Source organism: Deinococcus sp. LM3, assembly GCF_002017875.1.
Lineage (GTDB): Bacteria > Deinococcota > Deinococci > Deinococcales > Deinococcaceae > Deinococcus.
This window is the reverse complement of record NZ_MUFV01000001.1, coordinates 496,742-521,066: the sequence shown is the minus strand read 5'-3', so window position 1 is coordinate 521,066 and position 24,325 is coordinate 496,742. Positions and strand designations below refer to the sequence as shown.

The window sequence follows — 24,325 nt, the reverse complement described above, 5'->3', positions numbered from 1 at the left end:
GTGCACTGCTTCCCGGAGGGAACCATGAACAAGAGACGGAATCTCGGCCTCATCCCACACCTGTGCGCGGCCCTGACCATGCTGACCAGCCACGCGGCAGCGCAACAGTTGGACCTAGGTGAGGCGTTGCGCGGCCCCTTGTTCGCAACACAGGGGCAAATGCTAAAAGTGAAGGGAAGTGAGGCGGGAACATCTATTTATGTGGGCGGCAGAAAAGAATCTTGTAGTGTTGAAGAATGCGTAATACCTCAGAACGCCGCACTCGGCCGCCAGACTCTGAGATTTGAGCCTCCCGGCAATTTAACAGTGAATGGACTATTAACTCCGAAAAACATTTATATTTTGCCGTCAGACAAAGCAAAAGTCAAGGTGTTCCTTAATGAGATTCCGTTTCAGGACAATGACCTAAGAAGTATAGACAGGGAATTGGCCTATTTTAATAGTTCCAGTGGTTATATAAATGATAATTTTTTAACGATAAATGATCTCGATTATGTGATGTCGAGCAGGCTCGGGGAAAGCTTTAGTCTCAGTAGTAGAATTACTCCAGGTGACCTCAAAAATATCAGGCAGGTGGATTCTTCGAGCGCATCTTACCCTCTGTGGGCCTATCTGAGTCCGACTGAGGCTAAAATCTTGGAAAAATACTTGAAAGAGTTAAAAAATAAGAACGGCGGAGCGGTAGCTATCAGAATTCCATTCGGAAAGCCTGCTAATATTGCGCTTGATAATTTTACTAGTAGGAAAAGCGTCATAAATCTGCCGAACAGCATTACCAGGAGTAATAGTTTCGCCGAGAAATTACTAAGGCAATATGAGCAAACTAATGGAGAAAAAATAAGCCAAAATACCCGACAATTACTCACTAGCCGTTTAATGGCTGGCAATCTACCGGTAATTTTATATGGAATAAGTGATATTGCTAAGAAAAATCTTGGTTTTAGTTCATACTCAGTCCCTCGAGCCTGCAGCAAACTGAGATATTTAACCGTGAAAAGTGCAGATGAGTTCGGATTTTATACATGGCTTTCCCGAGAATATTCCCTCGGTGTAAGTATCGACCCAACTGCGGAGCCTATCGGTGGCCAATTGCCCGAACAAGAAGGCGTAGAAACATTCTTAAAATCTGTAAGTGAATCGCGTCAGGAGGCATTGATCTCCCGCAATTACGGACATGCTGAGATGAGTTCTGGATTAGATGCTTCGCAGCCGAAATTACCTGCCATCGTTTTCATCTTAGATACCATGGAGGATGATGGGATTGACAAATATAGCAGAAAAGTTAAAATTTCTAACAGTGTCGAGTTATTTTTTGAAGGACACGGTAGATTGATCAAGGATATCATATCAGCAGTAAACGAAGACGCGCCGATTCAATTTAAAGCCATAAAAATCTGCGAAAATGGTGTTTGCGGAATGGAAAAACTGATTGCTTCAGTATGCCAAGCTGCGGCTGTAAAGATTGGCAATCCAGAGCATCGCGTTCTCATAAATATGAGTTTCAGCACGCCTCTGCCAGGAAAAACGCTTCAGAGTGTCATTGAGTATGCAGCAAAAGAGGGAGTCGAAATAATCGCGTCTCACGGCAATGCTCCAAAGGAGAGGCAGAATGATAGCCCCGCTGAACCGCTCGGATATTCATGTCGCAACTACACTCTTGGTGATATGTGCCATCACTTTCCGGGCGATTGGAGTAAAAATCAACAGTCAATAATTAGCGTTGCGCCCGTAGATTGCGGACCGGACAAGAAGTGGAGTATCTCAAAGTATTCCCGCGCCGCCCTGCCTGCGGGTAGCGCCCAGAGCGTGCCGCCTAGCGTCTACTTCCCAGGGTCGTGGCCGTTCCCGGTCAAGCTGAACGGACAGGAGACGTACGCCGACTACAACGGCGCCTCGTTCGCGACGGCTGTTGCCACAGCCATCATGATCCGCAATGGTCACCTGAAAGGCCATGCACGCCCGGACGGGCGGTGTTGACAGAACGCAAGAATGGCCGGACCTGATACGGGTCCGGCCACTCTCAGTGGTGAATGGTTACACGCTGATTTCGGCGAACCTCGCGTTTTCCTGAATGAAGACTTTGCGGGGGGCGACTTCGGTGCCCATGAGGTTCTCGAAGACTTCGTTGGCGACGATGAGGTCTTCGATGCCGACGCGTTTGAGGACGCGGGTTTCGGGGTTCATGGTGGTGTCCCAGAGCTGGTCGGCGTTCATCTCGCCGAGGCCTTTGAAGCGTTGGATGTCGTACTTTTTGCCTTCGCGGTTGGCCTGGGCGACGGCGACTTTCAGGGCGTCGTTGTCGTAGAGGTAGGTGCCTTTCTTTTCGCGGCCGATCATGATGCGGTACAGGGGAGGCTGGGCGATGTAGAGGTAGCCGGCTTCGACGATGGGTCGCATGTAGCGGTAGAAGAAGGTCAGGAGCAGCGTGGCGATGTGGCCGCCGTCCATGTCGGCGTCGGTCATGATGATGATCTTGTGGTAGCGGAGGTTGGTGAGGTCGAAGTGCATGCGGTCGCCGGTGCCTTCGACGCCGGCGCCGATGGTGCCGATCAGGGCTCGGATCTCGGCGTTTTTGAGGATCTTGTTCAGTTCGGCTTTTTCGACGTTCAGGATCTTGCCGCGCAGGGGCAGGATCGCCTGGAAGCGGCGTTCGCGGCCGCCCTTGGCGCTGCCGCCGGCGCTGATGCCTTCGACGATGAACAGTTCGCTTTCGGCGGGGTCCTGGCTGCTGCAGTCGGCGAGTTTGCCGGGCAGGTCGTCGTTTTCCAGGGGGTTGCTGCGGCGGACGATGTCGCGGGCCTTGCGGGCGGCCTCGCGGGCGCGGGCGGCTTCGGCGGCTTTCTCGACGATGGTCTTGCCGACTTTGGGGTTCTCTTCGAGGAATTCAGCGAATTTCTCGCCGACGACGGCGTTCACGGCGGTCTGCGCTTCGCTGTTCAGGAGTTTGACCTTGGCCTGCGATTCGAACTGGGGGTCGCCGAGTTTGACGCTGACGACGCAGTAGATGCCTTCGAGGAGGTCGTCGCCGCTGGGGACGGGGTTCCCGGCTTTGATCATGTTCTTGTCGCGGGCGTACTTGTTCAGGATGCGGGTGTACGCGGTCTTGAAGCCGGTCAGCGGGGTGCCGCCGTCGCGGGTGCGGATCATGTTGGCGTACGTGAGGATGTTGTCGCTGGCGTAGGTGTTGGCGTGGATGAACGCCACTTCGACTTCCACGTCGCTGTGCTTGCCGCGCATGACGATGGGCTGGTCGTACAGGAGTTTGCTGTCGTCGGTGACGAGTGCGCGGGCGAAGTTGGCGACGCCGCCTTTCTCGTGGAAGGTTTCTTCCTTGATCTGTCCGGCGTGCAGTTCGGTGCGTTCGTCGCGGATGACGATTTTCAGGCCGGTCAGGTAGCCGAGTTCGCGCAGGCGGTTGCGGATGCGGTCGTAGTTGAACTGGTTGTCGAATTCTTTGAAGATGCTGGGGTCCGGGTGGAAGGTGACGCGGGTGGCCCAGGTGATGTCCGTGGGGGTGGGGCCTTCGTCGCGCAGGGGTTTGACGAGCAGGCCTTTTTCGAAGCGGATGTTGTGCAGGTGGCCGTGTTTGTTGACGGTCACGTCGAGGTAGGTGCTCAGGGCGTTGACGACGGTGCTGCCGACGCCGTGCAGGCCGCCGCTGACCTTGTAGGCGCCCTGGCCGAATTTGCCGCCGGCGTGCAGTTCGCTGAAGATGACTTCGATGGCGGGGCGGCCCTTGCTCTGCATGATGTCGATGGGGATGCCGCGGCCGTTGTCGGTGACGGTGGCGGCGCCGTCGGCGTGCAGGATGACGTGGATTTCGTCGGCGAATCCGGCGAGGCCCTCGTCGATGCCGTTGTCGATGATTTCGGTCAGGAGCTGGTGGTAGCCGTCGATGCCGGTGCCGCCCTGGACGTACATGCCGGGGCGTTTGCGGACGGCGTCCATGCCTTCCAGGACGCTGATGTCGGCGGCGGTGTAGTCGGCGCTGGGGCCGGCGCTGGTGGTGATGTCCTGCACGGGGGCGTTGACGGGGTCGTCGATCTGGGTCATGGGGCTCCTGGGGCGCGGCTCCCGGTGGGGCCGGCGCTGGTGTGTGTGGTGGTGAGGTGGTGGGGCGCGCGTTGTGGGGCGCCTTCCGGGTCTGTCCAGTATACTACTGCGGTTGAAAAGGGTCAAATATTTTACGTTTATAACGTAATACGGCGGCAAAGTCCGACCGCCCTGCCAGCCACCGAAACGCCGTGCAGCAGGCACTCCGGCCCCCAGGTGCCGCCCACCCTCACGGGACGCGCCGCTGCCCCCGCCTCCGGAAGCGTCAAAATACGGCACGAATGGACCGCGCCTCCCAGATCACAGCCCCGATCACCGCCCCGCCACCGGCCGGCCAGCCGGGGCGTTCCCGGCCACTGACCGCCCTGCTGCTGACCGGCCTGCTCCTGAACCCAGCCGCGCACAGCGCCCAGCCAGCGCAGCCCGCGCAGCCCCCGCAGGGAGCACCGGCCCAGCCGATCTGCGCCCTGCCGGGTGAACCGCTGCCCACCCGCACCCGCGCCGTGATCGTGCTGGACACCAGCGGCAGCATGCGCGGGCTGGGCGACGGACGCGCCGACATCTTCGAGCAGGTCAAGGCCAGCGTCGCCCGGTACGTGCAGGTCCGCACCCCGGACGAACTGACCCTGATCACCTTCGACGGCGGCCTGCGCACCCGCCGCACCTTCAGCGACCCCGCCCGCAACCCCAACTGGACGGCCGCGCTAACCGCCACCCGCGCCGACGGTAACAACACCTACCTGTACCGCAGCCTCCGGGCCGCGCTGACCCCCCTGACCCGGCAGCCGGACACCCTGACCACCGTGTTCGTCCTGACCGACGGCATCGACAACGATAGCGCCGCCACGGCCGGGGCCGCGCAGGCCGCCCTGGACGCTTTCACCGCCCGCGGCCCCCTGGACCGGCTGCACTACGTGGCGCTCGGCACCGACATTCCCGCCGCCGCCCGCGCCGCCCTGGAGGGCAGCGACTACGCCAGCGGCCTGACCCTCCCGCTGGGCCGCATTCCCGACCTGACCGGCCGGACGGCCGCCGGCACCGGACTGGAAGGCGGCCTGCTGACCGTCACGGACCCCGCCGCGGCGGGCGCCGCCTTCCCGCCCGGCACGCCCCTGACCCTCGCGGTCAGCCCCGGCGCGCGGAACCTGCGACTGAACGCCGCCCCGGCCGGCCCGGAGAGCCTGACCCTGACCGGACCCGTGCAGGCCGGAGCGGCCGCGCTGCTGTGCGCCCCGCCCAGCGAGGCGGCGGGGCAGGTGGCCCCCCGCGCCCGCCGCGTGCTGCTGCGCCTGACCGGCACCGCCCCCCTCCTGACCTGGCTGAACCCCGGCGAGGACCGCACCCTGAAAGCCGGCGAGCACGCCACCCTGCGTTACCGCGCCGCGCCCGGCCTGCCGCTCGATCAGGCGAGCGTCACGGGTGCGGGCGGCCTGCGCGCCGAGGTGCGCGCCCTGCCCGGCGGCCGCGAACTGAGCGTGCAGTTCACGGGCCTGGGCCTCCCGGCCGGTCAGAGCGTCACGCCCACCCTGCTCATTCCGGGCCTGCCCGCGCAGGCGCTGCCCACCCTGACCGGCGCGGCCGGGGGACGCCTGCCGCCCACCCCACTGGCCGCGCCGCCGACCACCCCGCCGACCACACCGCCGCCCACCTCCCCGGCTCCCCCCACGGACCCCGCCCCGCCCGCAGGGTCCCGCCCCGCGCCGCTTCCCGCCGCGCTGATCTGGCTGGTCGCGCTGGCGCTGGCCGGCGCGCTGCTGCTCGGCTGGCGCGCCCGCACGCGCGCACCCATCCCGCCCGCCCGCCCGGCCCGCCCCGCGCCGCCCACACCCGTCGAGGGTCTGGAGTACCGCGACGACCGCACCCTGGCCCTGGTCGGCGCGGACGGCGAGGTCAGCAGCGTGCCCACCCCCCTGGGCGGCCCCTTCGACCTGGGGCAGATGGCCCGCGTGCCGCACCTGAGCGGCCTGCGCGCCGAACAGCACCGCGACGGCCTGCGCATCCTGCGCTTCCCGCCGGACCTGGAAATCAGCCAGGGCACCCGCCTGCTCAACCCCGGCGACGTCGTGCGCCCCGGCACCCTGCTGGGCGTGGCGGTCGCCCGGCGGTCCCGCGCTCCGCATCCCACCCTCGGCAGTCTGGCCGGGCTGGGCCTTCCCCTCGCCCTGCACAGCCGCGGTCCCGTCCTGCACGTGCGCGGCCCGTACGGCGAGCACGCCCTGCGCGTCCACGCGCCCGTCACCGACCTCGGCGAGACCCTGCGCGCCCCCGCCCTGGAGGGTCTGAGCGTCAGCCTCAGTGGCCGCGACCTGCTGCTGCTGCACGCCCCGGACACCCTGCAACTGCGCGTCGCCGGCGAGAACACCGTCCTGACGCCCGGCACGCCCCTGCCCCCGCACGCCGTCGTGGACTTCCTGGGCTGACAGGGTTGACAGGGGAGGGGAGGCGGGGACGCCCGCCCACTCCCCGCCGCGATACGCTGCTGGCATGGAGCTGATCCGTCTCATTCACAACGTCCGGTTCGACACGCCGGTGGGCCTCTTTCTCTCAACCCCGCTGACCGTCGCGTGCCTGATCCTGACCGTCTGGAGTCTCGTTCCGGCCATCCGGGGCCGCGTGGACATCCCCTTCCTGATCTGGCTGCGCCTGACCTGGGTGACCCTGCTGCTGCCGGGCGTGACTGGCATCCTGCTGGCCCTGGGCGGCCTGAAGGTCGCCAGCGCTACTGACGCCGGCAACGGCGCCACGCGCTATGGCTTCCTGCCCGACCCCAGCCGCAACTGGGAACACTGGATGTACGTGGCTTTTTGCCTGCTCAGCCTGTACGTCTTGGAAGTGCTGGTCCGTGGACGCCTGATCGAGCACCAGGAGGGGCTGCGGTTCCTGCCGGTCGCCACACTGTTCCTGTACGGTTGCGCGTTCATGATCGGGCGGGTCGCGGTGTTCCCCGGCAGCACCCCCGGTACCTGAACGGCCCCCCGGCGGGCGGGTCCGGCATGAACGTCGCGTCAGGCCCGCTTCATACTGGGCCGACACAACTGTGGTCAGGTGGGACGTCATGCGCCGAACCTCCCTGCTGTTCCTGATTCTCCTCGGCCTGACTGGTCCCGCCGGCCCTGCGCTGGCGGCCAGTGCTCCGCGCACCGTCACGGTCCGCGCCGGGGATACGCTGTACCGCATCGCCACCCGCACCGGCACCAGCGTGGCCGCCCTGCGCGCCGCGAACGGCCTGAAGGGCGACGTGATCCGCGCCGGGCAGGTGCTTCGCCTGAGCGGAAGCGCTTCCGTTTCTGCCGCCGCTCCCGCCGCCACTTCTGCTGCCCGGCGGCACACCGTGAAGAGGGGCGACACCCTGAGCCTGATCGCGCGCCGCTACGGCGTGAGCGTCTCTGCCCTGAAAGCCGGGAATAGCCTGAGCAGCAGCGTCATCCGCACGGGTCAGGTCCTGAAGATCCCGGCCCGCAGCGCCCGTCCCGCCCCGGCCCCCACCACCGAGGTCCGGGTCGTGTACCGCTACGTGCGCATGGCGGCCGGGGACACGCCCACCCGCTTCGCCGCCCGCTACCGCCTGAGCGTCGATCATCTGCGCCGCCTGAACGGCCTGAACACCGCCCGCCTGATCGTGCCGGGCCGGAAACTGCTTGTCCCGAGCCGCGTGCCGGTCCCGATCCCGCCCCGCCCGGTGCGTGCGCCCGTCAGTTTCAAACGCCTGTCCCCGCTGAACGTCCCGGTCCGGATCGCGAACGTGGACCTGCGGCACCGCGACACGCTGGTCGCGCCGGTCCTGGCCAGTCCGCGCGCCGCGTTCGGCAGCGGCGCGCGCGTCAGCCAGCTGGCCCGCAACAGCGGCGCGAAGGTCGTCATCAACGGGTCGTACTTTCACCCGCAGACGTACGCGCCCGCCGGGGACATCGTCATGCAGGGCCGCATGCTCACCTGGGGCCGCATTCCGATGGCGCTGGCCATCACGCCCGACAACCGCGCCACCATCCGCGCCAGCACCACCCCGCTGCTGCTGCGCCCCCTGGACACCACCTGGGCCGGCATGGAGACGGTCGTGGCGACCGGACCCCGCATCCTGAGCGGCGGGCAACTGATCACGCGTTACAGCGCCGCGTTCCGCGACCCGGCCCTGTTCGGCCGCGCGGCCCGCAGCGCCATCGGCCTGATCAGCAACCGCGACCTCGTGCTCGTCAGCACCCACATGAAACTCACGACCACCGAGATGGGCCGCGTCATGGCCCGCCTGGGCATCCGGGACGCCCTGCTGCTCGACGGCGGCAGCTCCACCGGCATCGCCTGGAACGGACAGGCGGCGCTCGACAGTGTCCGCAAGGTCAGTTACGGCATTGGCGTCTTCACCGACTACACCGGCCGCCGCTACGCCCGCTGACCCCGCCGCACGCACGCCATCAGGTCAGTGGGCGGTGACGCTCTGCGGCAGATCAGGCCACCCTGCGTACAGGTCGACCTGCACGGGCGACACGCCGCCCACCACCGCGTACTGTGCCTGCCCGGCCGGGCCGGTCAGCAGGTACAGGTGACGGCGCTCACCGTGCATGAACGACACGGCGACCAGCGTCCAGCCGTCCGCCTCCAGCGAAGCGCACACCTGCTCGTGCGTGCCGGGCACTTCCACCCGGCCCGTCATGGTCGGTCCACCCGTGAGGACTGCCCCGGACGTGGTCAGGGACGCCAGCCCCTGTGCGGGCGCGCCGCATCCGGCGAACAGGGCCGCGCCGACCAGCAGCGGTACGGGGCGCAGCCGACGCACAGAGATCGGCAGACGGAGAAGGGAGATCAGGTTCCGCATGGGGTTCCTCCTGCCCGCCCGGTGAGAGGGTCCGGGCCGCCTGCGCGGCTGCCGGGTGAGGCGGGTGCCGTTACCCTGCGCCGACCCCCGTGACCGGAGCGTGCCTGTCCTGTGACCGCCTCCCGATCCGGTCCGCGGCCACCGGCTGGCCGCGTGGATCAGGGCGGCCGCGCGGCCCCTTACGGAAACGTTCAAACCCGCACGGGCCTGCGGGAAGGAGCGCGATCCGTATTACCATGCGGGGATGTTGATCTTCTCCCGGCTGCCCGCCACCCCGGTGCGCGCATGAAACCCGAACAGCTTCAGTCGCAGCTGACCCGCGTGCTCAGCGAGGCCATCTCGGGCCTGCGGGACCCGCGCGTGCCCATGATCGTGACCGTCGAGCGCATCAGCGTGACCAGCGATTACGGCATCGCGCGGGTGTACGTGAGCGCCATGACCGGCGACATGGACGAGCTGCTCGACGCGCTGCGCGGCGCACGCGGGCACCTGCAGCGGCAGGTGGCGGATCAGGTGAAACTGCGCCGCACGCCCACCCTGGAATTCCACGCCGCGTCGGACACCATCCTGTGAACCCCGGCGAGCCGTCCCTGACGGTCATCCGCGTGCGCTACGCCGAGACGGACGCCATGGGCGTCGCGCATCACGCCACGTACCCGGTGTGGTTCGAGGTGGCGCGCACGGACCTGATGAACGCCCTGGGCCTGCCGTACCGGGAGGTCGAGGCGCGCGGGTACTACCTGATGCTCTCGGGCCTGAACGTCGAGTACCGCCGCGCCGCCCGCTACGACGACACGCTGCACGTCCTGACGCGCGTCACGTCCGTGCGTTCCCGCACCCTGACCTTCACGTACGAGGTCCGGCGCGGCGACGAACTGCTCGCCACGGGCGAGACGCGTCACATCGCCACCGATCACGCCTACCGCCCGGCCCGCCTGCCGGACGACGTGCTCGCGGCGCTGTCTTCACCCCGTCCCTCCTGAGCGGGCCGGCGCGCTAGACTGCCCTTCACATGAGTAACCTGTCGCGCACCCTGCCCATCAAGCGCGCCGCGCACGTGTACCTGATCCGCGACGGGCACCTGCTGCTGGTCGAGGAACGCATGGACGACGGCAGCATCTTCTACGGCCTGCCCGGCGGCAAGGCCAACGCCGGCGAGACCCTCGGGGACGCCGCCGTGCGGCAGGTGCTGTACGAGACGGGCCTGACCGTCACGGACCTGATGTTCGTCAGCCTGCTCGAAGGCGAACTGCTGCCCGGCACCCGCAACGAGTGCTACGCCATCTTCGGGCGCTTCACCGCGACCTTCCACGGCGAACTGGACCCCACCGACCCCGAGGTCGTGGGCGTCAAGTGGGTGCCGTTCGAGCAGGTCGAGTCCCTCGTCCGTTACGGCCCGCCCCCCGAGGTCGAGGAACGCAACCCGCTGATCTGGGTGCCCACCCGCGACTTCGTGCGCGGCCAGCCCCGCGCTTACTACCCCATCTAGGCCCGGATTTCCGGTGCATTCCGTCGTTCGTTTCTCCAACCCCCTCCGGGGCGGGCTGCTGGTCGGCGCGATGCTGCTGCCCGCCCCGTTCCTGGCCGCCGCGCAGACCGTTCCAGCAGCGAGCCCTGCCACCCAGGTCCGCCCGGTGGGGGACACCCTGTACCCCACGCTGGGGCAGGCGGGCCTGGACGCCGTGCACTACGACGTGCACCTGACCGTCACGCAGCCCGGCACCCGCGCCCTCAGCGGCGACGTGACCGCCACCCTGCGCGCTCGACAGTCCCTGCCGCTGATCAGCCTGGATTTCCTGGGACCGGCCGTCACCGCGGCCCTGTGGGACGGGCAGCCCGTCCCGTTCCGGCAGGACCGCGCGGGCGGGAAGCTGCTGATCCTGCGCGCCCTGCCTGCCGGTCAGGAGGCCCGCGTGACCCTGCGCTACGCGGGCTTGGCGGGCGTCCTGCCGGACCCGGTCTTTCCGTTCACGCTGGGCTGGCAGGCCGTCCCGGACCCCCTGAACGCCGCAGGCGGCGCGAACTTCGCGTTCAGCGAACCGGACGGCACCCGCACCTTCCTGCCGGTCAACGATCACCCCTCGGACCCCGCCACGTTCACCGTCACCCTGACCGTCCCGCCCGGCACGACCGCCGCCGCCAGCGGCTTTCGCGGTCAGGTGACCGACACGCCCGGCGCGCACACCGTCACCTTCCACCAGACGCGGCCCATCCCCACCTACGCCCTGGCCGTGCACCTGGGCCCCCTGGAGGCCGTGGACAGTCCGGGCGTGCCCGTGGGGCCCGGCGGAACGCTGATCACCCGCCGCGACTACTTTCCGCCCGGCACGGCCGACGCGGCGCGCGCCCCCTACCGCCGCACCGGCGAGATCCTGGAGGCCCTGAGCGACTGGTTCGGGCCGTACCCGTTCGCCACGTACGGCTCGGCGGTCGTCACGGCCCGCCTGCCCGCCCTGGAAACCGCGACGCTCTCCACCATGCCCGTCACGTCCAGCAGCGAGCGCGTGATCGTGCACGAGGCCGCCCACCAGTGGTTCGGGAACACGGTCGCGCTGCGCGACTGGTCCGACGTGTGGCTGAACGAGGGCTTCGCCACGTACGCCGAACTGCTCTGGGCCGAACACCAGGGTCAGGACGGACAGGCCCTCGCGCACGCCTGGCACGCCACCCTCCAGCGGCGCGGCACCCGTCCGCTGATTGCCGTCACCCCCGACCAGATGTTCGACACCAGCGCCTACCAGCGCGGCGCGCTGGCCCTGCACGCCCTGCGCCTGCACGCCGGTGATCCCGCCTTCCGGCGGTTCCTGCGCGGGTACGCAGCGGGCGAGGCGGGGGCGGTCGTCGGCACCGGCGACCTGCTCGCCTACGTGCACCGTACCCTCGGACCCGGCGCGGCGGTCCTTCTGCGGCAGTGGGTGGAGGCCCCGGAACTGCCCTCATACCGACTCCGATTGAATGGGCTGCAAAGCCCATTCAATCCGAGCGAAGCGAGTGGGAGCAACACGGGTTCCGGACGTGGAGCTGGCAATCCGGTGAAGTCCCGGATTGTCGGCGAAACAAACGGAATCCGTATCACGCCCCCACGCTCAGGGAATCCTGACTTTGCCTTAAGGAACGTGGGGTATCTCACACTGCCTGTGCCGGGCGGTGTACGCTTCCCTCATGTGGCCATTTGGAAAGAGCACCGCTGACCGAGTCAAAGACGCCATCAACGAGCAGGCCCGCCTGAAAGACCTGGGTCTGCAGGTGCAGGAACGTGGCGGCACCGTCTCCGTGACTGGCATGGTCCCCAACGAGCGGTACGTGGGCCTGATCAACGCGGTCGCCGGGGGTATCAACGGAGTCAAGAACGTCGACACCAGCGGCGTGACCTTCGAGCAACAGGTCGCCGCGCCGGCCCAGCCAGCCCCGCAGGCACCGGCCGCGACCGTGCAGGAAACCGCGCCGGCGACCGCCCCGGAAATTCAGCCCACGACCGGGAATCTGAACGCCCGTCCGGCCAGCCCTGCCCCGGCCAGCGCCGACGACACCGAGTTCGAGGACAACAGCCGGGTCGCCAAGGCCGTCCTGAAGGCCCTGCGCGGCAACGTGGAACTGGCCGACGATCCCATCGACGTGCTGCAGAGCGGCAAGAGCGTCATCCTGCGCGGCGTGGTGGACAACGACCACGAGAAACGCCTCGCCGAGAAGCTGGCCCGCGAGGTGCAGGGCGTGGCGTCCGTGGATGTCAGCGGCCTGCGGGTCGCCGCCGGAGCCAAGGAACTGGCGAAGGAAAAAGACCAGGACACCGGCGACACCGTGTACACCGTCAAGGCCGGCGACACCCTGGGCGCCATCGCGCAGAAGTACTACGGCAACGCCGCCGAGTACAGGAAGATCGCGCACTTCAACAACATCAGCAACCCGGACCTGATCAAGGTCGGGCAGAAGATCCGCATTCCCGGCTGAGCCGGAGCGTCCTTCCGGGCGGGTCGGTCCTCACGGGGACCGGCCCGCCTGTTCGTGCCGCACCCTGCGGCGGCCGGACGCGTGCCGGGCGCCACCTCCCCCTTTGGTGGGACGAGGTGCGGCCCGCGCGGCGCTACGCTGCGCGGCATGATGAAGGTCATGGGAGCGGTGCGGGAACCGGGCGGGTCACGCGGGGTGCGTGGCGGCCCGCTGCGTGACCTGACCGATCCCACCACGTACCGCGCGGCCGCGTACGTCCTGCTGACCCTGCCGGTCGGACTGCTGGTCGCCACGCTGCTGACGGTGGTGATCGCCGGTGGCCTGCTGACCCTGCCGCTGCTGATCGGCGCGCCGGCCCTGCTGGGGGCCGTGTGGCTGGTCCGGACGCTGGGTGATCTGCAACGGGGGCTGGCGGGCGTGCTGGGCGTGCGGTTCGCGCGGCCCGCCCCGGTCGCGTACGCGGGCGTGCTGGCGTGGCTGGGCGCGCAGCTGTCCTCGCCGGTCACGTACCGCACGCTGCTGTTCCACGTGGTGCAGCTGCCGCTGGGGGTGCTGTGCTGGCTGGTGCTGGCCGCGCTGCTGAGTCTGGCGCTGCTGGGGCTGGCCGCGCCGGGCTGGGCGCTGGGGTCGGCCGTGCCGGTCGTGTGGAACGAGTGGACGGTGCAACCGGGCCCGGTGGCCGTGGCGGGCCTGATGCTGGCCGGTCTGGGGGTGCTGATCGTCGCGGCGGGCGTCCTGAACCTGATGGGCCGCCTGTGGACGCGCCTGACGGCGGCGCTGCTGACCCTGGACGCCGGGGACGAGGCGGCGCGGCGTGAGGTCGTGGCCCTGCGCCGCGCCGCCGGGCGGGTCGCGCTGGGCGACGACCTGAATGCCACGCTGGCCGACCTGACCACCCAGGCCTGCGCCGCCAGCACGGCCGCGCAGGTCACGCTGCACGCCCCGGATGGCACGCTGCGGGCCTCGAGCGTCTCGGACCCCTGGGCGGGCGACACGGAGCCGCCCTCCAGCGCTCCGGACACGGCCCTGCCGCATCCGGGAGAGGCGAACGTGCTGCCCCTCCCGGATGGTGGGCTGCTGGCTGTCCTGCCGGTGTCGCTGCCCGCGTCGGCCGGGACGCTGGAGGGCGGCACGCTGCGCGCCCGGTACCGTCCGGGCGTGCGGCCCGGCGCGGACGAACTGGCGTTCCTGCTGAGCATCGCGGATCACGCGGGGACCGCGCTGCACGCCGCGCAGCTGATCGAGCGGGCGGGCGCGCGGGCCGGAGAGCAGGAACGCGCCCGGCTGGCCCGCGAACTGCACGACAGCGTCGCGCAGGCGCTGTACGGCATCACGCTGGGCGCCAAGACCGCGCGCGCCACGCTGGAACGCGACCCGGCCCGGACCCTCCAGAGCCTGGATTACACCATCCGGCTCGCGGAGGGCGGCGTGTCCGAGATGAAGGCGCTGCTGTTCAGCCTGCGCCCGGACGCGCTGGAGGAGGGCGGCCTGATCGCGGCGCTCACGCAGCACGCGCACGCGCTGGAAGCCCGGCACGGCCTGCAGGTGCACGCCGAGCTGCGCCGCGAACCGGACCTCGCGCCGGACGTGCAGGCCGCCGCCTACCGCGTGGCGCAGGAAGCGCTGCACAACGTGGTCAAGCACGCCCGCGCCGCGCAGGTGTGGGTGTCGCTGGTGCAGGACGGCCCTCACGTGACCCTGACCGTCCGGGACGACGGGCGCGGCTTCGACCCGCAGGCGCAGGGGCGCGGCACGCTGGGGCAACGCAGCATGCGCGAGCGCGCCGCCGGGGCGGGCGGGCACCTGCACGTGCAGTCCGCGCCGGGAGAGGGCACGGCCGTCACCCTGACCCTCCCGGCCGCCGCGCCCCTGGCCGCGCCGGTCGCCGCTGCGGGCGAGGAGGGCGCGTGACCACCGTTCCGCCCTCGCGGCCCCTGCTGCCGGTCCTGGGCCGCATGGCGGCCGGGCTGCTGCTGGTGGCGGGCGGCGGGCTGCTGGCGTGGCAGAACGTCACGCTGCAGCCCACGCCCGGCATGAGCGTGCTGGACACGCCCGTCAGCGTGCCCCTGGACGGCCCGCTCCCGCTGGACCTGGCCCGCACGGCTGGCCTGAGCTTCAGCGGCGACCGCGTGAACCTGACGCTGGAAGCCCTGCCGGCCGGCAGCGCCCTGGCCGTGCAGGGCCGCGTTCACCACCGCGCCCGCAATCCCGTGCAGGCCGACGTGACCCGCCAGGGCCGCGCCCTGAACGCCGCGCTGTCCCTGCGCGTCCAGCCGCTGGACCGGGGCGGCGTGATCGTGACCGGCCCGGAACAGGTGCAGCACACGGCCGACCTGCGCCTCACGCGGGACCTGCCGCTCACGCTCTCGGCCGTCACGACCAGCGGGAATGTCATCGCCGACCTGGGGCCGCTGCGCCTGCGGACCCTGAGCCTGCGCAGCGACAACGGCGACCAGACGCTCGACCTGCCCGCCCGGCCCGCCGGGGCGCTCAGTGTCGTGACCCGCAGCGGCGAGGTCACCGTCCGCGCCGCGCCCGGCTCGGCCCCCGACGCGCTGCGCGTGAACACCGCCAGCGGCGACCAGACGCTCGACCTGAGCGCCATGCGCACCCAGACGCTGGGTGTGGGGACCGAGAGCGGCGACGTGCGCCTCACGCTGCCCACCGTCACGGGCCGCGCCACCCTGACCACCGCCAGCGGCGACCTGACCGTGACCGCCACGCCCCTCACGCGCGGGAACCTCGACATCCGCACCCAGAGCGGCGACGTGACCCTGCGCCTGCCGCCCGCCCTGAAGGTCCGGGTGCGGTTCACGGACCGCGACACCCTCTCCTGGCCGCGTGGCGCGCCCGCCTCGCTCGCGCCGGACCTCGACGTGTTCGTGGACGCCCCCCGTGCCAACTTCACCCTGACCCCCCTGGAGGACACCCCATGACCCACCCCACCCCCGACCCTGCGGCCTCCGGCCCTGCCGTGCGCGTCCTGCTGGTCGACGACCACGCGGTCGTCCGCCAGGGCCTGCGCCTGTTCCTGGGCCTCGACCCCCTCATCGACGTGATCGGCGAGGCCGCCAACGGCGAGGAAGCCCTGACGCAGGTCGCCGCGCTGCACCCCGACGTGGTCATCATGGACCTGATGATGCCCGTCATGGACGGCATTACCGCCACCCGCGCCCTGAAACGCGCCCACCCCGACACCGAGGTGATCGCCCTGACCAGCACCCTGGAGGAACACAAGGTGAACGGCGCCATCGAGGCCGGCGCGATCAGCTACATGCTCAAGGACGCCTCGTCGGACACCCTGGCCGACGCCATCCACGCCGCCGCGCGCGGCGAGGTGCGCCTGCACCCGGAAGCGGCCCGCCGCCTCGTGCGGGACTTCCGGGGCGGCGAGATGCGCGAGAGCCTCACGCCCAAGGAAACCATCGTCCTGCAACTGATCGCGCACGGCTACAGCAACCGCGACATCGCCACCGACCAGAACGTCAGCGAGGCCACCGTGAAAACCCACGTCTCGCGCCTGCTGGGCAAACTCGGCCTGGACAGCCGCACCCAGGCCGCGCTGTACGCCCTGAAACACGGCGTGGCCACCCTGGACGGCGTGGACCTGTAACCACGCCGGACAGGGCAGGGGGGACGCCCGGTGATGGCGTGCCCCCCTGCCCTGCTTGCTGCGCCCGGACGGTCAGCCCAGGTCGTCCAGCACGCTGCTCAGGTCCTTCTTCACGCAGGTGAACATGGGGGTGTCCTGCAACGTGAACATGCTCGCCTCGGTGTAGCGCAGGCGGTGCACGAGATCCACGAACTCCTGCGGGTAGTCGCTGTCGAAGCTCACCACGAATTCCTGATCGTCGATGCCGTACGAGTAACTGGTGTTGATGCGCACGCCCTTGAACGGCACGCTGGCGTTGATGTGCTCGTCCATCATGCCCTGGCGGGAGTGCGGGGTCAGGTCGTACCACGCGCGCGTCTTCACGAACGGGTAGATGAACAGGTACTGACCCTGGCCGGGCAGGATTTCCAGGCCGTGCCCGCTGCCCTCCACGCGGTTCACGTACTGGCTGCGTTTGTTCATGGAGATGAAGTTGTACGGCTGCGTCAGGTAGCCCATCAGGCGCGTGCGGTTCAGACGGGCCTGGGATTCCTGGAAGTCGCGCACGTCGAACGCGATGCGCCACAGCATGAAGTCCACGTCGCCGCGCACGCCGACCAGCGAGTACGGACGCAGGATCAGGCCCTTCTCGGCGGGCGCGTCGGTCACCCAGCCGTTCGCGGCGGCGAGGAACTCGGCCTTCAGTTCGTCGCGTTCCGCCTGCGGCAGGCGCCGGAAGGCGGGGTCCAGCTTGAAGAACGCGTAGTTCAGGAACTGCCGGTTGGCGCGGTCGGCCTCGCGGCCCGTCACCTGACCGCTCGGGTCGAGGTCCACCATCATCTTCGGGCGGCCCGGACGCGCGGCGGGCGCGGGCGCTCCCGTCTCGGCGGGCATCGCCCCTTCCGGGCGGGTGCCTTCGGGACCGATGCTGTCAGGACGGCCGCTCACCTGGCGCCTCCCGCGACAACCTCGCCGCGCAGGTCGTGCGTCAGGCCGAAGTTCTCCCGGTACAGCGCCTGAATCGCGCCGAATTCCTCGTCGGTCAGCGGCGCGGCGTCGAAGGTCGCGGCGTACTCCTCGAGGTTCTGCGCCGAGTAGATGTTCGGCAGGACGCTCGCCATGACCGGGGAACGCAGCGCGAACTGGATGGCCAGCTGCCCGATCGTGCGGCCATGACCCTCCACGAACTGCGCCTGAAGCTGCTCGACCTTCTTCAGGCCGTCCTCCATCCAGGCCTTGCGGCGGGCGTTGGTGGTCATGCGCCAGTTGCGGTGGTCACCGGGCTCGAACTCGGTGTCCAGCGTCATGTACCCCTCCAGCAGCCCGGAGGCGTGCGGCACGCGGGCCATCACGCCCACCCCCGCCGCCTCGCCCGCCGGGAGGATCGCCTCGCCCAGCATCTGCTCGAGGAGGTTGTAGATGATCTGCGTGGGCGCGCGGCGGTCCCGGACGCTGGCAATGCCTTCCTCGATCTGCCGTTCGTTCAGCGCCGGCCCCAGCGCCGTGCCGTACGCGCGGATCAGCCCCTCGGACTTGGCGCGGTCCAGTTCGGCCCACAGGTCGTCGTTCAGCACGGCGTCCATGCGCGGGTTGTGCAACTGGTAGTAGTCGATGTAATCGGTACCCAGGCGTTTCAGGCTGCCTTCCAGCGCCTTTCGCAGGTAAGCGGGCGTCCAGTCGTGCGGACGCTCCTGCTGCCCCGGACGGTCCGGGTGGTTGTAGATGTCGTACCCGAACTTCGTGCCGATCACGATCTGATCGCGCACGCCGCCCAGCGCCTCACGCTGAAGCTCCTCGGCGCGGCCCGACGCGTACGTGTCCGCGTTGTCGAAGAACGTGACGCCCAGATCGAAGGCCCGGCGCAGCAGCCCCCTCCCCATCTCCTCGTCCTTGACGCCCCACCAGGTCGTGCCGACCGTCCACACGCCAAACCCGACCGCGCTGACGGTCAGGTCGGTGCCCTGCAACTTGCGGTATTCCATGACCGGCACTATGTCACCGCGCGCCGGGGAAGGATGACCCCGAACGACCGGTCAGGCAGGCCGCCCGTCTGACCGGACCACGCGCGGCACCGGGAACACCATCCGGAATTCCGGGGCCGCCAGCGTCAGCAGCGGCCGCGAATCCATCAGGGCCGGATGAAACGCGCCCTGCGCTGCGCTCAGGCGAGCCGCCTGCACCCGCCCGCGCGCCTGCACGGTGGTCAGCACGGTGGACAGTGGCGTCCCGCGCGGGCCTGCGGCGTCCGGGTCCGGCGTCAGGTCCGGCTGGGCCAGCGTCCGCCACGCCCCCGGCACCACCCCCGTCCACACCGGCAGGCGCGGCCCGCCCGCCCGGAATCCCAGGTGCGCCAGCATCTCACCCCCGGCCCCCGTGACCCGCACCTGCCCACCCTCGCCACGCCAGCCGTCCGGCCCGCCAACCAGCCCGGCACCCGACCACCCGAACGACGCGAGTTCCTTCGGAATGCCCCAGTTCCGGCGGCCCCACACCACGCTGGCCTCCGTGCTCACCACGATCCGCGTCACCTGCGGGCGCCGCCCCACCGGACTGCCACGCACCTCGGCCCACAACAGCTCGTCATACGGCCCCACCGGCGACGACGCGTACCGCACCAGCATCAGCACGCCCCGCCCGGCGAACACCGCGACCAGCCCGGCCCCCCGCAGCGTCCACGGCGGCCCGGCCCTGTCCAGCGCGGCAGGCATCATGCCGCCCAGCGTATACCCTGACCGCATGCTGAAACACGTCTCCTTCCTGACCCGCGACCTGAACGCCACCGTCGCCTTCTACGAGGCGCTCGGCGCGACCACCGAGAAGAACCTCACCACCCCCGAGGGTTACCGCCGCGCCGTCCTGCGCCTCGGGGAGGGCCGCCTCCAGTTCTTCCAGATCCCGGAGCAGGCCCCCGCCCCGCACCCCCACTGGGCCGAACACATCGCCCTGCACGTCACCGGCCTGCGCGCCCTGCTGCCCACCCTGCGCGCCAGCGGCGTCACCGTCACCCGCGACCTGCAACCCAGCCCCGGCGGCCGCGACATGGCCTTCGTGCAGGACCCCGACGGACGGCAGGTCGAACTTCTGGAGGCGTGAGGGGGTTGCAGGAAGGAGGGAGTGGATGGGGCCTGACGGAGTCGGGCACGCCGCGCCCATGCTCTTGACCATCAACCATCAACCATCAACCAGGCGCTAGCCTGAACCCATGACACCGACCATCGTGATCGTGCCGGGCCTGGGGGACAGCGGCCCGGAACACTGGCAGTCCCTGTGGACCGAGAAGTTCGGCGCGGCGCGCGTGCGGCAGGACGACCCGGACCGCCCGACCCCGGCGGCGTGGTCGCAGCGGCTTCAGGAGGTCATCGAGGCGACGCCGGGTGATCTGGTGCTGGTGGGGCACTCGTGTGGGGTGCTGACCATCGTCCACTGGGCGGCCCTGACGGGCGGGCACGAGCGGGTGAAGGGCGCGCTGCTGGTCGGCCCGACCGACGCGGACCGGGCGTTCGACGAGTACCCGGCGGTGGCGGACATGGCCCCCGTGCCCACGCAGCCCCTGCCGTTCCCGGCGCTGGTGGTCGCCAGCGAGAACGACCCCTTCGCCAGCTTCGAGCGGGCGCAGGCCTTCGCGGAAGCCTGGGACGCCGAGTTCATCTCGGCCGGTGAGGCGGGTCACATCAACGTCGCCAGTGGTCACGGCGACTGGTCCGACGGCGAGGTGCTGCTGGGCGAGGCGCTGCACGCCTGGACGCCGCCGGACATCGTGCGCCTCTGACGTTCCGACCTACAGAGGTCCGACTCACAGGGGCTGCCGTCGGGCCGCTTCCTTTGTGGACCGGCGCCGACACAGGAGAAAGGGCCACCTGCCGGGTTGACCGGGGCGGCCCTTCTTACTGGAGGTTGCACTGAGGGTTCAGTGCGGGTGGGTGGTGCTCAGACGCTGGGCTGGGCGGCGGCTTTGTCGGCCGGGGTGAGGTGCTTGTCGAGCAGCGTCTCGAAGGCGCGTTTGGGCTGGGCACCCACGACGCCCTCGACGGGCTGGCCGTCCTTGAACAGGATCAGGGTGGGGATGCTCATGACGCGGTACTGGCCCTGCGTGACGGGGTTCTCGTCGACGTTGACCTTACCGATCTTGACGCGGCCCTCGTACTGCCCGGCGAGTTCCTCGATGACGGGCGCGATGATGCGGCACGGTCCGCACCAGGGGGCCCAGAAGTCCACCAGGGTCAGGCCGCTGGCGATCTCGTCGTTAAAATTGCTGTCCGTGAGTTCCACAGGCTTCATGCCAGTCACTATACGCCCGGGGGGCATACGTGTGATGGGGGAGAGATGGGCAGGATGCTCACCGCTTGTTTAACCGCTGTGACGGGGCTCTCAATCCCCCGCCGGGCCGCGCTAGGCTGGGCGGATGAACGGCCCTGACCACTGGACGGAGCGCGACGCTCAGGCCTTCGCGCGCGGCGCGGCCCTGTTCGCGCGTGGCGAGTGGTGGGAGGCGCACGAGGCCTGGGAGGCGCCGTGGCTCCGGGCCGCCGGGCCGGACCGGGCGTTCCTTCAGGCGCTGATCCTGCTGGCGGCGGCACTGCACAAACGCTGGCATCACGGGAGCCTCACGCACCGCAACTACCACAAGGCCACGCGGTACCTGGATACCCTGCCGCCCGTCTACGCGGGCATGGACCTGGCCCGCCTGCGCGCCGGGGTCTGGGACGCGCTGCACGATCCGGCCCTGCGCCCAGCCGTGTGCCCGGCGCTGTCGCCCGGCCGTCCGGAGGGGGCCGGACAGGGGAGGGGGGCTGGGTGAGCTGTGCGGGCGTCGGGTATCCTGACGGGCGGACGTTCCCCATCCGGGGGCGTGACGCGGCCTGCCCGTGGGGAGGCTGCACAGGAGAGACATCAGATGGAACGTATTGCACTTTTTATTGACGGCGCGAATGTGTACGCAGCGGCCAAACGACTCGGCTGGAACTTCGATCACCGCAAGATCCTGGAGCACTTCTCGGCGGGTGGCGCGCTGTACAACGCCTTCTACTACACGGCCGTGCCCACGCCCATCGACGACAAGCAGAAGCGCTTCACGGACGCCCTGACGTACATGGGCTACACGGTCCGCACCCGCCCGCTGCGCGAGGCGACCGACGAGGGCGGCGACACGTACCGCCGCGCCAGCCTGGACATCGAGATCGTCACGGACCTGCTGTCCACCAGCGACCGCTACGACACGGCGGTGCTGCTGACCGGCGACGGCGACTTCGAGCGTCCGGTCGAGGTGCTGCGCGCCCGTGGCAAGCGCGTGGTCGTGGCCTGCATCGCCGAGATGACCAGCTACGAACTGCGTAACGCCGCCGACGAGTACGTGGATTTCAAGGACATCCGCGAGCACGTCGAGCGTCCCGGTTACCGCCTGCCCAGCGAGTCGCGCGGCAACAGCGGCGAGCACCGCCCGTTCTACACTTCGGCGGCTCTGCAGGAACCCGATGAGCGCTGAAACCCCGAAGCCCCTGCCGGTCGCGCTGGACGCCATGGGGGGCGACCACGGCGCGCCGCCGAACGTCGAGGGCGCCGTCCTGGCCGCCCGCGCGGGCGTGAGCGTGCTGCTGGTCGGGGACCGCGTGAAACTGCACGCGGAACTCGGCAAGCACGCCGGGAGCGCCGCGCTGCCCATCGAGGTGGTCGAGGCGACCGACGTGATCGGCATGGACGAGCACGCCAGCGACGTGCGCCGCCGCACGCAGGCCAGCATCAACGTCGCCACCCGCCTCGTCAAGGAGGGCCGCGCGTCGGCGGCCGTCAGCATGGGGCACAGCGGCGCGACCATGGCGTCCGCGCTGCTCACGCTGGGCCGTATCGGGGGCGTGGAACGTCCCGCCATCCTCACGCACCTGCCGGCCCGTGGGGGCTTCACGACCCTGCTGGACGTGGGCGCCAACGCCGACGTGAAGGCCACGTACTACGCGCAGTGGGCGCGGCTGGCCAGCGTGTACCTGCGGGTCGTGGAGGACCGCGAGAACCCCACCGTGGGCCTGCTGTCCATCGGCGAGGAAGACCACAAGGGCAGCGCCCTGGTGCTTGAGGCGCACGCGCTGCTGCGCGAACAGCACGGCCAGGGCATCAATTTCCACGGGAACGTGGAGGGCCGCGACATCTTCCGTAACACCACCGACATCGTCGTCACCGACGGCTTTACCGGGAACGTCGTCCTGAAACTTGCCGAGGGTGAAGCCAAGGTGCTGTTCGGCTGGGTCAAGGAAGCCCTGAGCGGCAGCCTGAAGACCAAGCTGGGCGGCCTGCTGGTGCGCGGCGCGCTGCGCGGACTGGCCGACCGCATGGACCCCAGCACCTACGGCGCGAGCCTGCTGATCGGCGTGCGCGGCCTGGCGTTCATCGGTCACGGCAGCGCCGACGCCCGCGCCGTCAAGAACGCGCTGCTGCGCGCCGCCCGCGCCCACGAATCCAACCTGATTCCCCGCCTGGAAGCGGCCTTTCAGGATCAGGCCCGCTGACCCGGCGAGGCTGATCTGGCGCGGCTGATCTGGTTGGGCCGCCCAGGCCCCGCAGCCCCCGCCTCCCCGCCATGGCGGCCGGATGGCGGGGGCTGAACCGTCCCCCCACACCCCTCACGTTCTCATGAGTAAGGTGGGAGGCATGCTGGATGAACTGAGTATCCAAATCACCAAGCCGCAGGTGTGGATCGGGCTGGCCCTGACGGCCCTGTTCGCCTACGCCATCTACCGTTTCGGACGGCTGCTGATCAGGACCCTGAGCCCCCACATTCACCGCGGCCTTCCCGGCGTCCTCAAGTGGGTGTGGCTGCTGGTCGTCAGCGTGTCGTGGCTGGCGGTCGCCACGTTCGTCGCGTACCTGCCCAGCGTGCCCGTGCTGTTCGAGCTGGGCCGCGACATCACGCAGGGATTCCGGCACAGCGCCGGACAACTGGTCGTGGTGATCGCCATGGCCCTGATCGCCTGGAACCTGATCAGCACCCTGGCGGCCCGCATCGTCGCGGAACAGGAATTCAACCGCCGCAGCGTGCGCGTGCAGACCCTCAAGGGCGTCGTGGAAAGTACCCTGCGGGTCGTGGTGGTCATCATCAGCGCCATTGCCGCGCTGCAGGCCATCGGCCTGAACGCCACCAGCCTCCTGGCCGGGGTGTCCGTGCTGGGCCTCGCGGTCGGCTTTGGCGCGCAGAGCCTGATCAAGGACGTCTTCAACGGCTTTTTCATCCTGCTTGAAGACCAGTACGGGGTGGGCGACGTGATCACCATCAATACCGGGCAACTCTCGGGCGGCGTGGAACGGCTGAACCTGCGCGTGACCGCCCTGCGCGCCCTGGACGGCACCATGCACATCGTCCCGAACGGCCAGATTCAGACGGTCAGCGTCAGCAGCAAGGACTGGTCCCGCGTGGTCGCCGCCGTGGACGTCACGTACAACGCCAACGTGGACGAGGCCCTGAAGGTCCTGCAGGCCGTCAGCACCGAACTGTACGAGTCGCCCGACTGGCGGCACTTCTTCCTGGAAGAACCCGAGATGCAGGGCGTGGTGCAGCTCGCCCCGGACGGCGTGACCCTGCGCGCCCTGTACAAGGTGCAGCCCAAGAGCCAGTGGGCGCTGGGCCGCGAGTTCAACCGCCGCATCAAGATCGCCATGGACGAGGCCGGCATCGAGATTCCCTTCCCTCAGCGCAGCGTGAATTTCGGCTCCAACCCCATCGAGATCCGCCTGACCCGCGACGACGTGCCTGCCCCGTCCCCCGCGCAGGACACCAGCACCCAGAACCGCCGCACACCCCCCGTGGAACCCAGCCTGGGCCGCGACCCCGAGGAAGAGGAGATCTGATACGGACTCCGGGCGTGGAGTTGGCAACCCGGACAGGTGGGTGCCCGCGTCACAGGCCCGGTGACTATCGTTCAGGGCAGACGCCCCCG

Annotated in this window: 24 protein-coding genes; 18 read left to right on the top strand and 6 right to left on the bottom strand. The window is 69.0% G+C overall.

Annotated features, from left to right (window positions below; translation table 11 throughout):
* The first annotated feature begins 24 nt into the window (after positions 1 to 24).
* Complete coding sequence (locus BXU09_RS20050) at positions 25 to 1,977, top strand: S8 family serine peptidase (protein WP_168174543.1); 1,953 nt, start codon at positions 25 to 27, stop codon at positions 1,975 to 1,977.
* 57 nt (positions 1,978 to 2,034) lie between these two features.
* Here BXU09_RS20050 and BXU09_RS02400 read toward each other — a convergent pair whose 3' ends face one another.
* Positions 2,035 to 4,053 carry a DNA gyrase subunit B gene (locus tag BXU09_RS02400; protein ID WP_078300373.1) on the bottom strand — a complete coding sequence of 673 codons (2,019 nt, stop codon included), beginning with the start codon at positions 4,051 to 4,053 and terminating at the stop codon, positions 2,035 to 2,037.
* 281 nt (positions 4,054 to 4,334) lie between these two features.
* On the opposite strand from BXU09_RS02400, the gene BXU09_RS02395 reads away from it, so the two are divergent.
* From BXU09_RS02395 to BXU09_RS02385, 3 genes are all read left to right on the top strand, one after another.
* Positions 4,335 to 6,473 carry a vWA domain-containing protein gene (locus BXU09_RS02395; RefSeq protein ID WP_078300371.1) on the top strand — a complete coding sequence of 713 codons (2,139 nt, stop codon included), beginning with the start codon at positions 4,335 to 4,337 and terminating at the stop codon, positions 6,471 to 6,473.
* Between the two features lie 64 nt (positions 6,474 to 6,537).
* Positions 6,538 to 7,020, top strand: a complete 483-nt coding sequence (locus tag BXU09_RS02390; RefSeq protein WP_078300370.1) for a hypothetical protein — start codon at positions 6,538 to 6,540, stop codon at positions 7,018 to 7,020.
* Positions 7,021 to 7,108: 88 nt separating this feature from the next.
* Positions 7,109 to 8,443, top strand: a complete 1,335-nt coding sequence (locus BXU09_RS02385) for a LysM peptidoglycan-binding domain-containing protein (protein ID WP_078300368.1) — start codon at positions 7,109 to 7,111, stop codon at positions 8,441 to 8,443.
* Between the two features lie 24 nt (positions 8,444 to 8,467).
* On the opposite strand, the gene BXU09_RS02380 is transcribed toward BXU09_RS02385, so the two are convergent.
* Entirely contained in the window at positions 8,468 to 8,863 is a 396-nt protein-coding gene (locus tag BXU09_RS02380) for a hypothetical protein (protein WP_078300367.1), read from the bottom strand.
* A gap of 285 nt (positions 8,864 to 9,148) precedes the next feature.
* Here BXU09_RS02380 and BXU09_RS02375 point away from each other — a divergent pair, with 285 nt between their 5' ends.
* The 8 genes from BXU09_RS02375 to BXU09_RS02340 all read left to right on the top strand — a co-directional run bounded on the left by BXU09_RS02375 (position 9,149) and on the right by BXU09_RS02340 (position 16,424).
* Positions 9,149 to 9,436 carry a ribosome-binding factor A gene (locus tag BXU09_RS02375; RefSeq protein ID WP_055362806.1) on the top strand — a complete coding sequence of 96 codons (288 nt, stop codon included), beginning with the start codon at positions 9,149 to 9,151 and terminating at the stop codon, positions 9,434 to 9,436.
* The gene (locus BXU09_RS02370; RefSeq protein ID WP_276205827.1) at positions 9,433 to 9,846 is read left to right on the top strand and encodes a thioesterase family protein; all 414 of its coding nucleotides are present in this window, start codon (positions 9,433 to 9,435) and stop codon (positions 9,844 to 9,846) included. The genes BXU09_RS02375 and BXU09_RS02370 overlap by 4 nt, the downstream gene beginning before the upstream one ends.
* Positions 9,847 to 9,875: 29 nt before the next feature.
* On the top strand, positions 9,876 to 10,352 hold the full coding sequence (locus BXU09_RS02365) for an NUDIX hydrolase (RefSeq protein WP_055362805.1): 477 nt from the start codon (positions 9,876 to 9,878) through the stop codon (positions 10,350 to 10,352).
* A 13-nt stretch (positions 10,353 to 10,365) separates the two neighbouring features.
* Complete coding sequence (locus BXU09_RS02360; protein ID WP_240500951.1) at positions 10,366 to 12,054, top strand: M1 family metallopeptidase; 1,689 nt, start codon at positions 10,366 to 10,368, stop codon at positions 12,052 to 12,054.
* Positions 12,026 to 12,811 carry a BON domain-containing protein gene (locus BXU09_RS02355; RefSeq protein ID WP_078300365.1) on the top strand — a complete coding sequence of 262 codons (786 nt, stop codon included), beginning with the start codon at positions 12,026 to 12,028 and terminating at the stop codon, positions 12,809 to 12,811. The genes BXU09_RS02360 and BXU09_RS02355 overlap by 29 nt, the downstream gene beginning before the upstream one ends.
* A 147-nt stretch (positions 12,812 to 12,958) precedes the next feature.
* Positions 12,959 to 14,722: a sensor histidine kinase gene (locus BXU09_RS02350; protein WP_078300364.1), complete on the top strand. Its 1,764-nt coding sequence runs from the start codon at positions 12,959 to 12,961 to the stop codon at positions 14,720 to 14,722.
* Entirely contained in the window at positions 14,719 to 15,747 is a 1,029-nt protein-coding gene (locus tag BXU09_RS02345) for a DUF4097 family beta strand repeat-containing protein (RefSeq protein WP_240500948.1), read from the top strand. Before BXU09_RS02350 ends, BXU09_RS02345 begins: the two co-directional genes overlap by 4 nt.
* Positions 15,744 to 16,424, top strand: a complete 681-nt coding sequence (locus BXU09_RS02340) for a response regulator transcription factor (RefSeq protein WP_078300362.1) — start codon at positions 15,744 to 15,746, stop codon at positions 16,422 to 16,424. The genes BXU09_RS02345 and BXU09_RS02340 overlap by 4 nt, the downstream gene beginning before the upstream one ends.
* A 72-nt stretch (positions 16,425 to 16,496) precedes the next feature.
* Here the strand turns inward: BXU09_RS02340 and BXU09_RS02335 are convergent, their stop codons facing one another.
* The 3 genes from BXU09_RS02335 to BXU09_RS02325 all read right to left on the bottom strand — a co-directional run bounded on the left by BXU09_RS02335 (position 16,497) and on the right by BXU09_RS02325 (position 19,114).
* Positions 16,497 to 17,243, bottom strand: coding sequence for a chlorite dismutase family protein (locus tag BXU09_RS02335; RefSeq protein ID WP_078304611.1), 747 nt, complete (start codon positions 17,241 to 17,243; stop codon positions 16,497 to 16,499).
* Positions 17,244 to 17,347: 104 nt separating this feature from the next.
* Positions 17,348 to 18,385: an aldo/keto reductase gene (locus BXU09_RS02330; RefSeq protein WP_078300361.1), complete on the bottom strand. Its 1,038-nt coding sequence runs from the start codon at positions 18,383 to 18,385 to the stop codon at positions 17,348 to 17,350.
* A gap of 51 nt (positions 18,386 to 18,436) precedes the next feature.
* Positions 18,437 to 19,114, bottom strand: coding sequence for a hypothetical protein (locus BXU09_RS02325; protein ID WP_240500945.1), 678 nt, complete (start codon positions 19,112 to 19,114; stop codon positions 18,437 to 18,439).
* 25 nt (positions 19,115 to 19,139) lie between these two features.
* Between BXU09_RS02325 and BXU09_RS02320 the strand changes: the two genes are divergently transcribed.
* Positions 19,140 to 19,496, top strand: a complete 357-nt coding sequence (locus tag BXU09_RS02320; RefSeq protein WP_078300359.1) for a VOC family protein — start codon at positions 19,140 to 19,142, stop codon at positions 19,494 to 19,496.
* A gap of 109 nt (positions 19,497 to 19,605) precedes the next feature.
* Positions 19,606 to 20,172, top strand: coding sequence for an alpha/beta hydrolase (locus BXU09_RS02315; protein ID WP_078300358.1), 567 nt, complete (start codon positions 19,606 to 19,608; stop codon positions 20,170 to 20,172).
* Between the two features lie 158 nt (positions 20,173 to 20,330).
* Here the strand turns inward: BXU09_RS02315 and trxA are convergent, their stop codons facing one another.
* Positions 20,331 to 20,681, bottom strand: coding sequence for a thioredoxin (gene trxA, locus BXU09_RS02310; RefSeq protein ID WP_078300356.1), 351 nt, complete (start codon positions 20,679 to 20,681; stop codon positions 20,331 to 20,333).
* 124 nt (positions 20,682 to 20,805) lie between these two features.
* Between trxA and BXU09_RS02305 the strand changes: the two genes are divergently transcribed.
* From BXU09_RS02305 to BXU09_RS02290, 4 genes are all read left to right on the top strand, one after another.
* Positions 20,806 to 21,201: a DUF309 domain-containing protein gene (locus BXU09_RS02305; RefSeq protein ID WP_078300355.1), complete on the top strand. Its 396-nt coding sequence runs from the start codon at positions 20,806 to 20,808 to the stop codon at positions 21,199 to 21,201.
* 96 nt (positions 21,202 to 21,297) lie between these two features.
* Positions 21,298 to 21,885, top strand: coding sequence for an NYN domain-containing protein (locus BXU09_RS02300; RefSeq protein WP_078300353.1), 588 nt, complete (start codon positions 21,298 to 21,300; stop codon positions 21,883 to 21,885).
* A complete protein-coding gene (gene plsX / locus BXU09_RS02295; protein WP_078300351.1) occupies positions 21,875 to 22,900 on the top strand; it encodes a phosphate acyltransferase PlsX in 1,026 nt (341 codons plus the stop codon). The genes BXU09_RS02300 and plsX overlap by 11 nt, the downstream gene beginning before the upstream one ends.
* A 142-nt stretch (positions 22,901 to 23,042) precedes the next feature.
* The gene (locus tag BXU09_RS02290; RefSeq protein ID WP_078300349.1) at positions 23,043 to 24,236 is read left to right on the top strand and encodes a mechanosensitive ion channel family protein; all 1,194 of its coding nucleotides are present in this window, start codon (positions 23,043 to 23,045) and stop codon (positions 24,234 to 24,236) included.
* Positions 24,237 to 24,325 lie beyond the last annotated feature (89 nt).

Excerpts from the sequence above, each read along its gene's own strand:
- BXU09_RS20050 (WP_168174543.1), top strand. The coding sequence starts at position 25 with ATGAACAAGAGACGGAATCTCGGCCTCATCCCACACCTGTGCGCGGCC.
- BXU09_RS02355 (WP_078300365.1), top strand. The coding sequence starts at position 12,026 with ATGTGGCCATTTGGAAAGAGCACCGCTGACCGAGTCAAAGACGCCATC.
- trxA (WP_078300356.1), bottom strand. The coding sequence starts at position 20,681 with ATGAAGCCTGTGGAACTCACGGACAGCAATTTTAACGACGAGATCGCC.
- BXU09_RS02315 (WP_078300358.1), top strand. The coding sequence starts at position 19,606 with ATGACACCGACCATCGTGATCGTGCCGGGCCTGGGGGACAGCGGCCCG.
- BXU09_RS02325 (WP_240500945.1), bottom strand. The coding sequence starts at position 19,114 with ATGATGCCTGCCGCGCTGGACAGGGCCGGGCCGCCGTGGACGCTGCGG.
- BXU09_RS02385 (WP_078300368.1), top strand. The coding sequence starts at position 7,109 with ATGCGCCGAACCTCCCTGCTGTTCCTGATTCTCCTCGGCCTGACTGGT.
- BXU09_RS02395 (WP_078300371.1), top strand. The coding sequence starts at position 4,335 with ATGGACCGCGCCTCCCAGATCACAGCCCCGATCACCGCCCCGCCACCG.
- BXU09_RS02400 (WP_078300373.1), bottom strand. The coding sequence starts at position 4,053 with ATGACCCAGATCGACGACCCCGTCAACGCCCCCGTGCAGGACATCACC.
- BXU09_RS02300 (WP_078300353.1), top strand. The coding sequence starts at position 21,298 with ATGGAACGTATTGCACTTTTTATTGACGGCGCGAATGTGTACGCAGCG.
- BXU09_RS02330 (WP_078300361.1), bottom strand. The coding sequence starts at position 18,385 with ATGGAATACCGCAAGTTGCAGGGCACCGACCTGACCGTCAGCGCGGTC.
- BXU09_RS02375 (WP_055362806.1), top strand. The coding sequence starts at position 9,149 with ATGAAACCCGAACAGCTTCAGTCGCAGCTGACCCGCGTGCTCAGCGAG.
- BXU09_RS02320 (WP_078300359.1), top strand. The coding sequence starts at position 19,140 with ATGCTGAAACACGTCTCCTTCCTGACCCGCGACCTGAACGCCACCGTC.
- BXU09_RS02365 (WP_055362805.1), top strand. The coding sequence starts at position 9,876 with ATGAGTAACCTGTCGCGCACCCTGCCCATCAAGCGCGCCGCGCACGTG.
- BXU09_RS02290 (WP_078300349.1), top strand. The coding sequence starts at position 23,043 with ATGCTGGATGAACTGAGTATCCAAATCACCAAGCCGCAGGTGTGGATC.
- BXU09_RS02340 (WP_078300362.1), top strand. The coding sequence starts at position 15,744 with ATGACCCACCCCACCCCCGACCCTGCGGCCTCCGGCCCTGCCGTGCGC.
- BXU09_RS02380 (WP_078300367.1), bottom strand. The coding sequence starts at position 8,863 with ATGCGGAACCTGATCTCCCTTCTCCGTCTGCCGATCTCTGTGCGTCGG.
- plsX (WP_078300351.1), top strand. The coding sequence starts at position 21,875 with ATGAGCGCTGAAACCCCGAAGCCCCTGCCGGTCGCGCTGGACGCCATG.
- BXU09_RS02335 (WP_078304611.1), bottom strand. The coding sequence starts at position 17,243 with ATGATGGTGGACCTCGACCCGAGCGGTCAGGTGACGGGCCGCGAGGCC.
- BXU09_RS02390 (WP_078300370.1), top strand. The coding sequence starts at position 6,538 with ATGGAGCTGATCCGTCTCATTCACAACGTCCGGTTCGACACGCCGGTG.
- BXU09_RS02350 (WP_078300364.1), top strand. The coding sequence starts at position 12,959 with ATGATGAAGGTCATGGGAGCGGTGCGGGAACCGGGCGGGTCACGCGGG.
- BXU09_RS02305 (WP_078300355.1), top strand. The coding sequence starts at position 20,806 with ATGAACGGCCCTGACCACTGGACGGAGCGCGACGCTCAGGCCTTCGCG.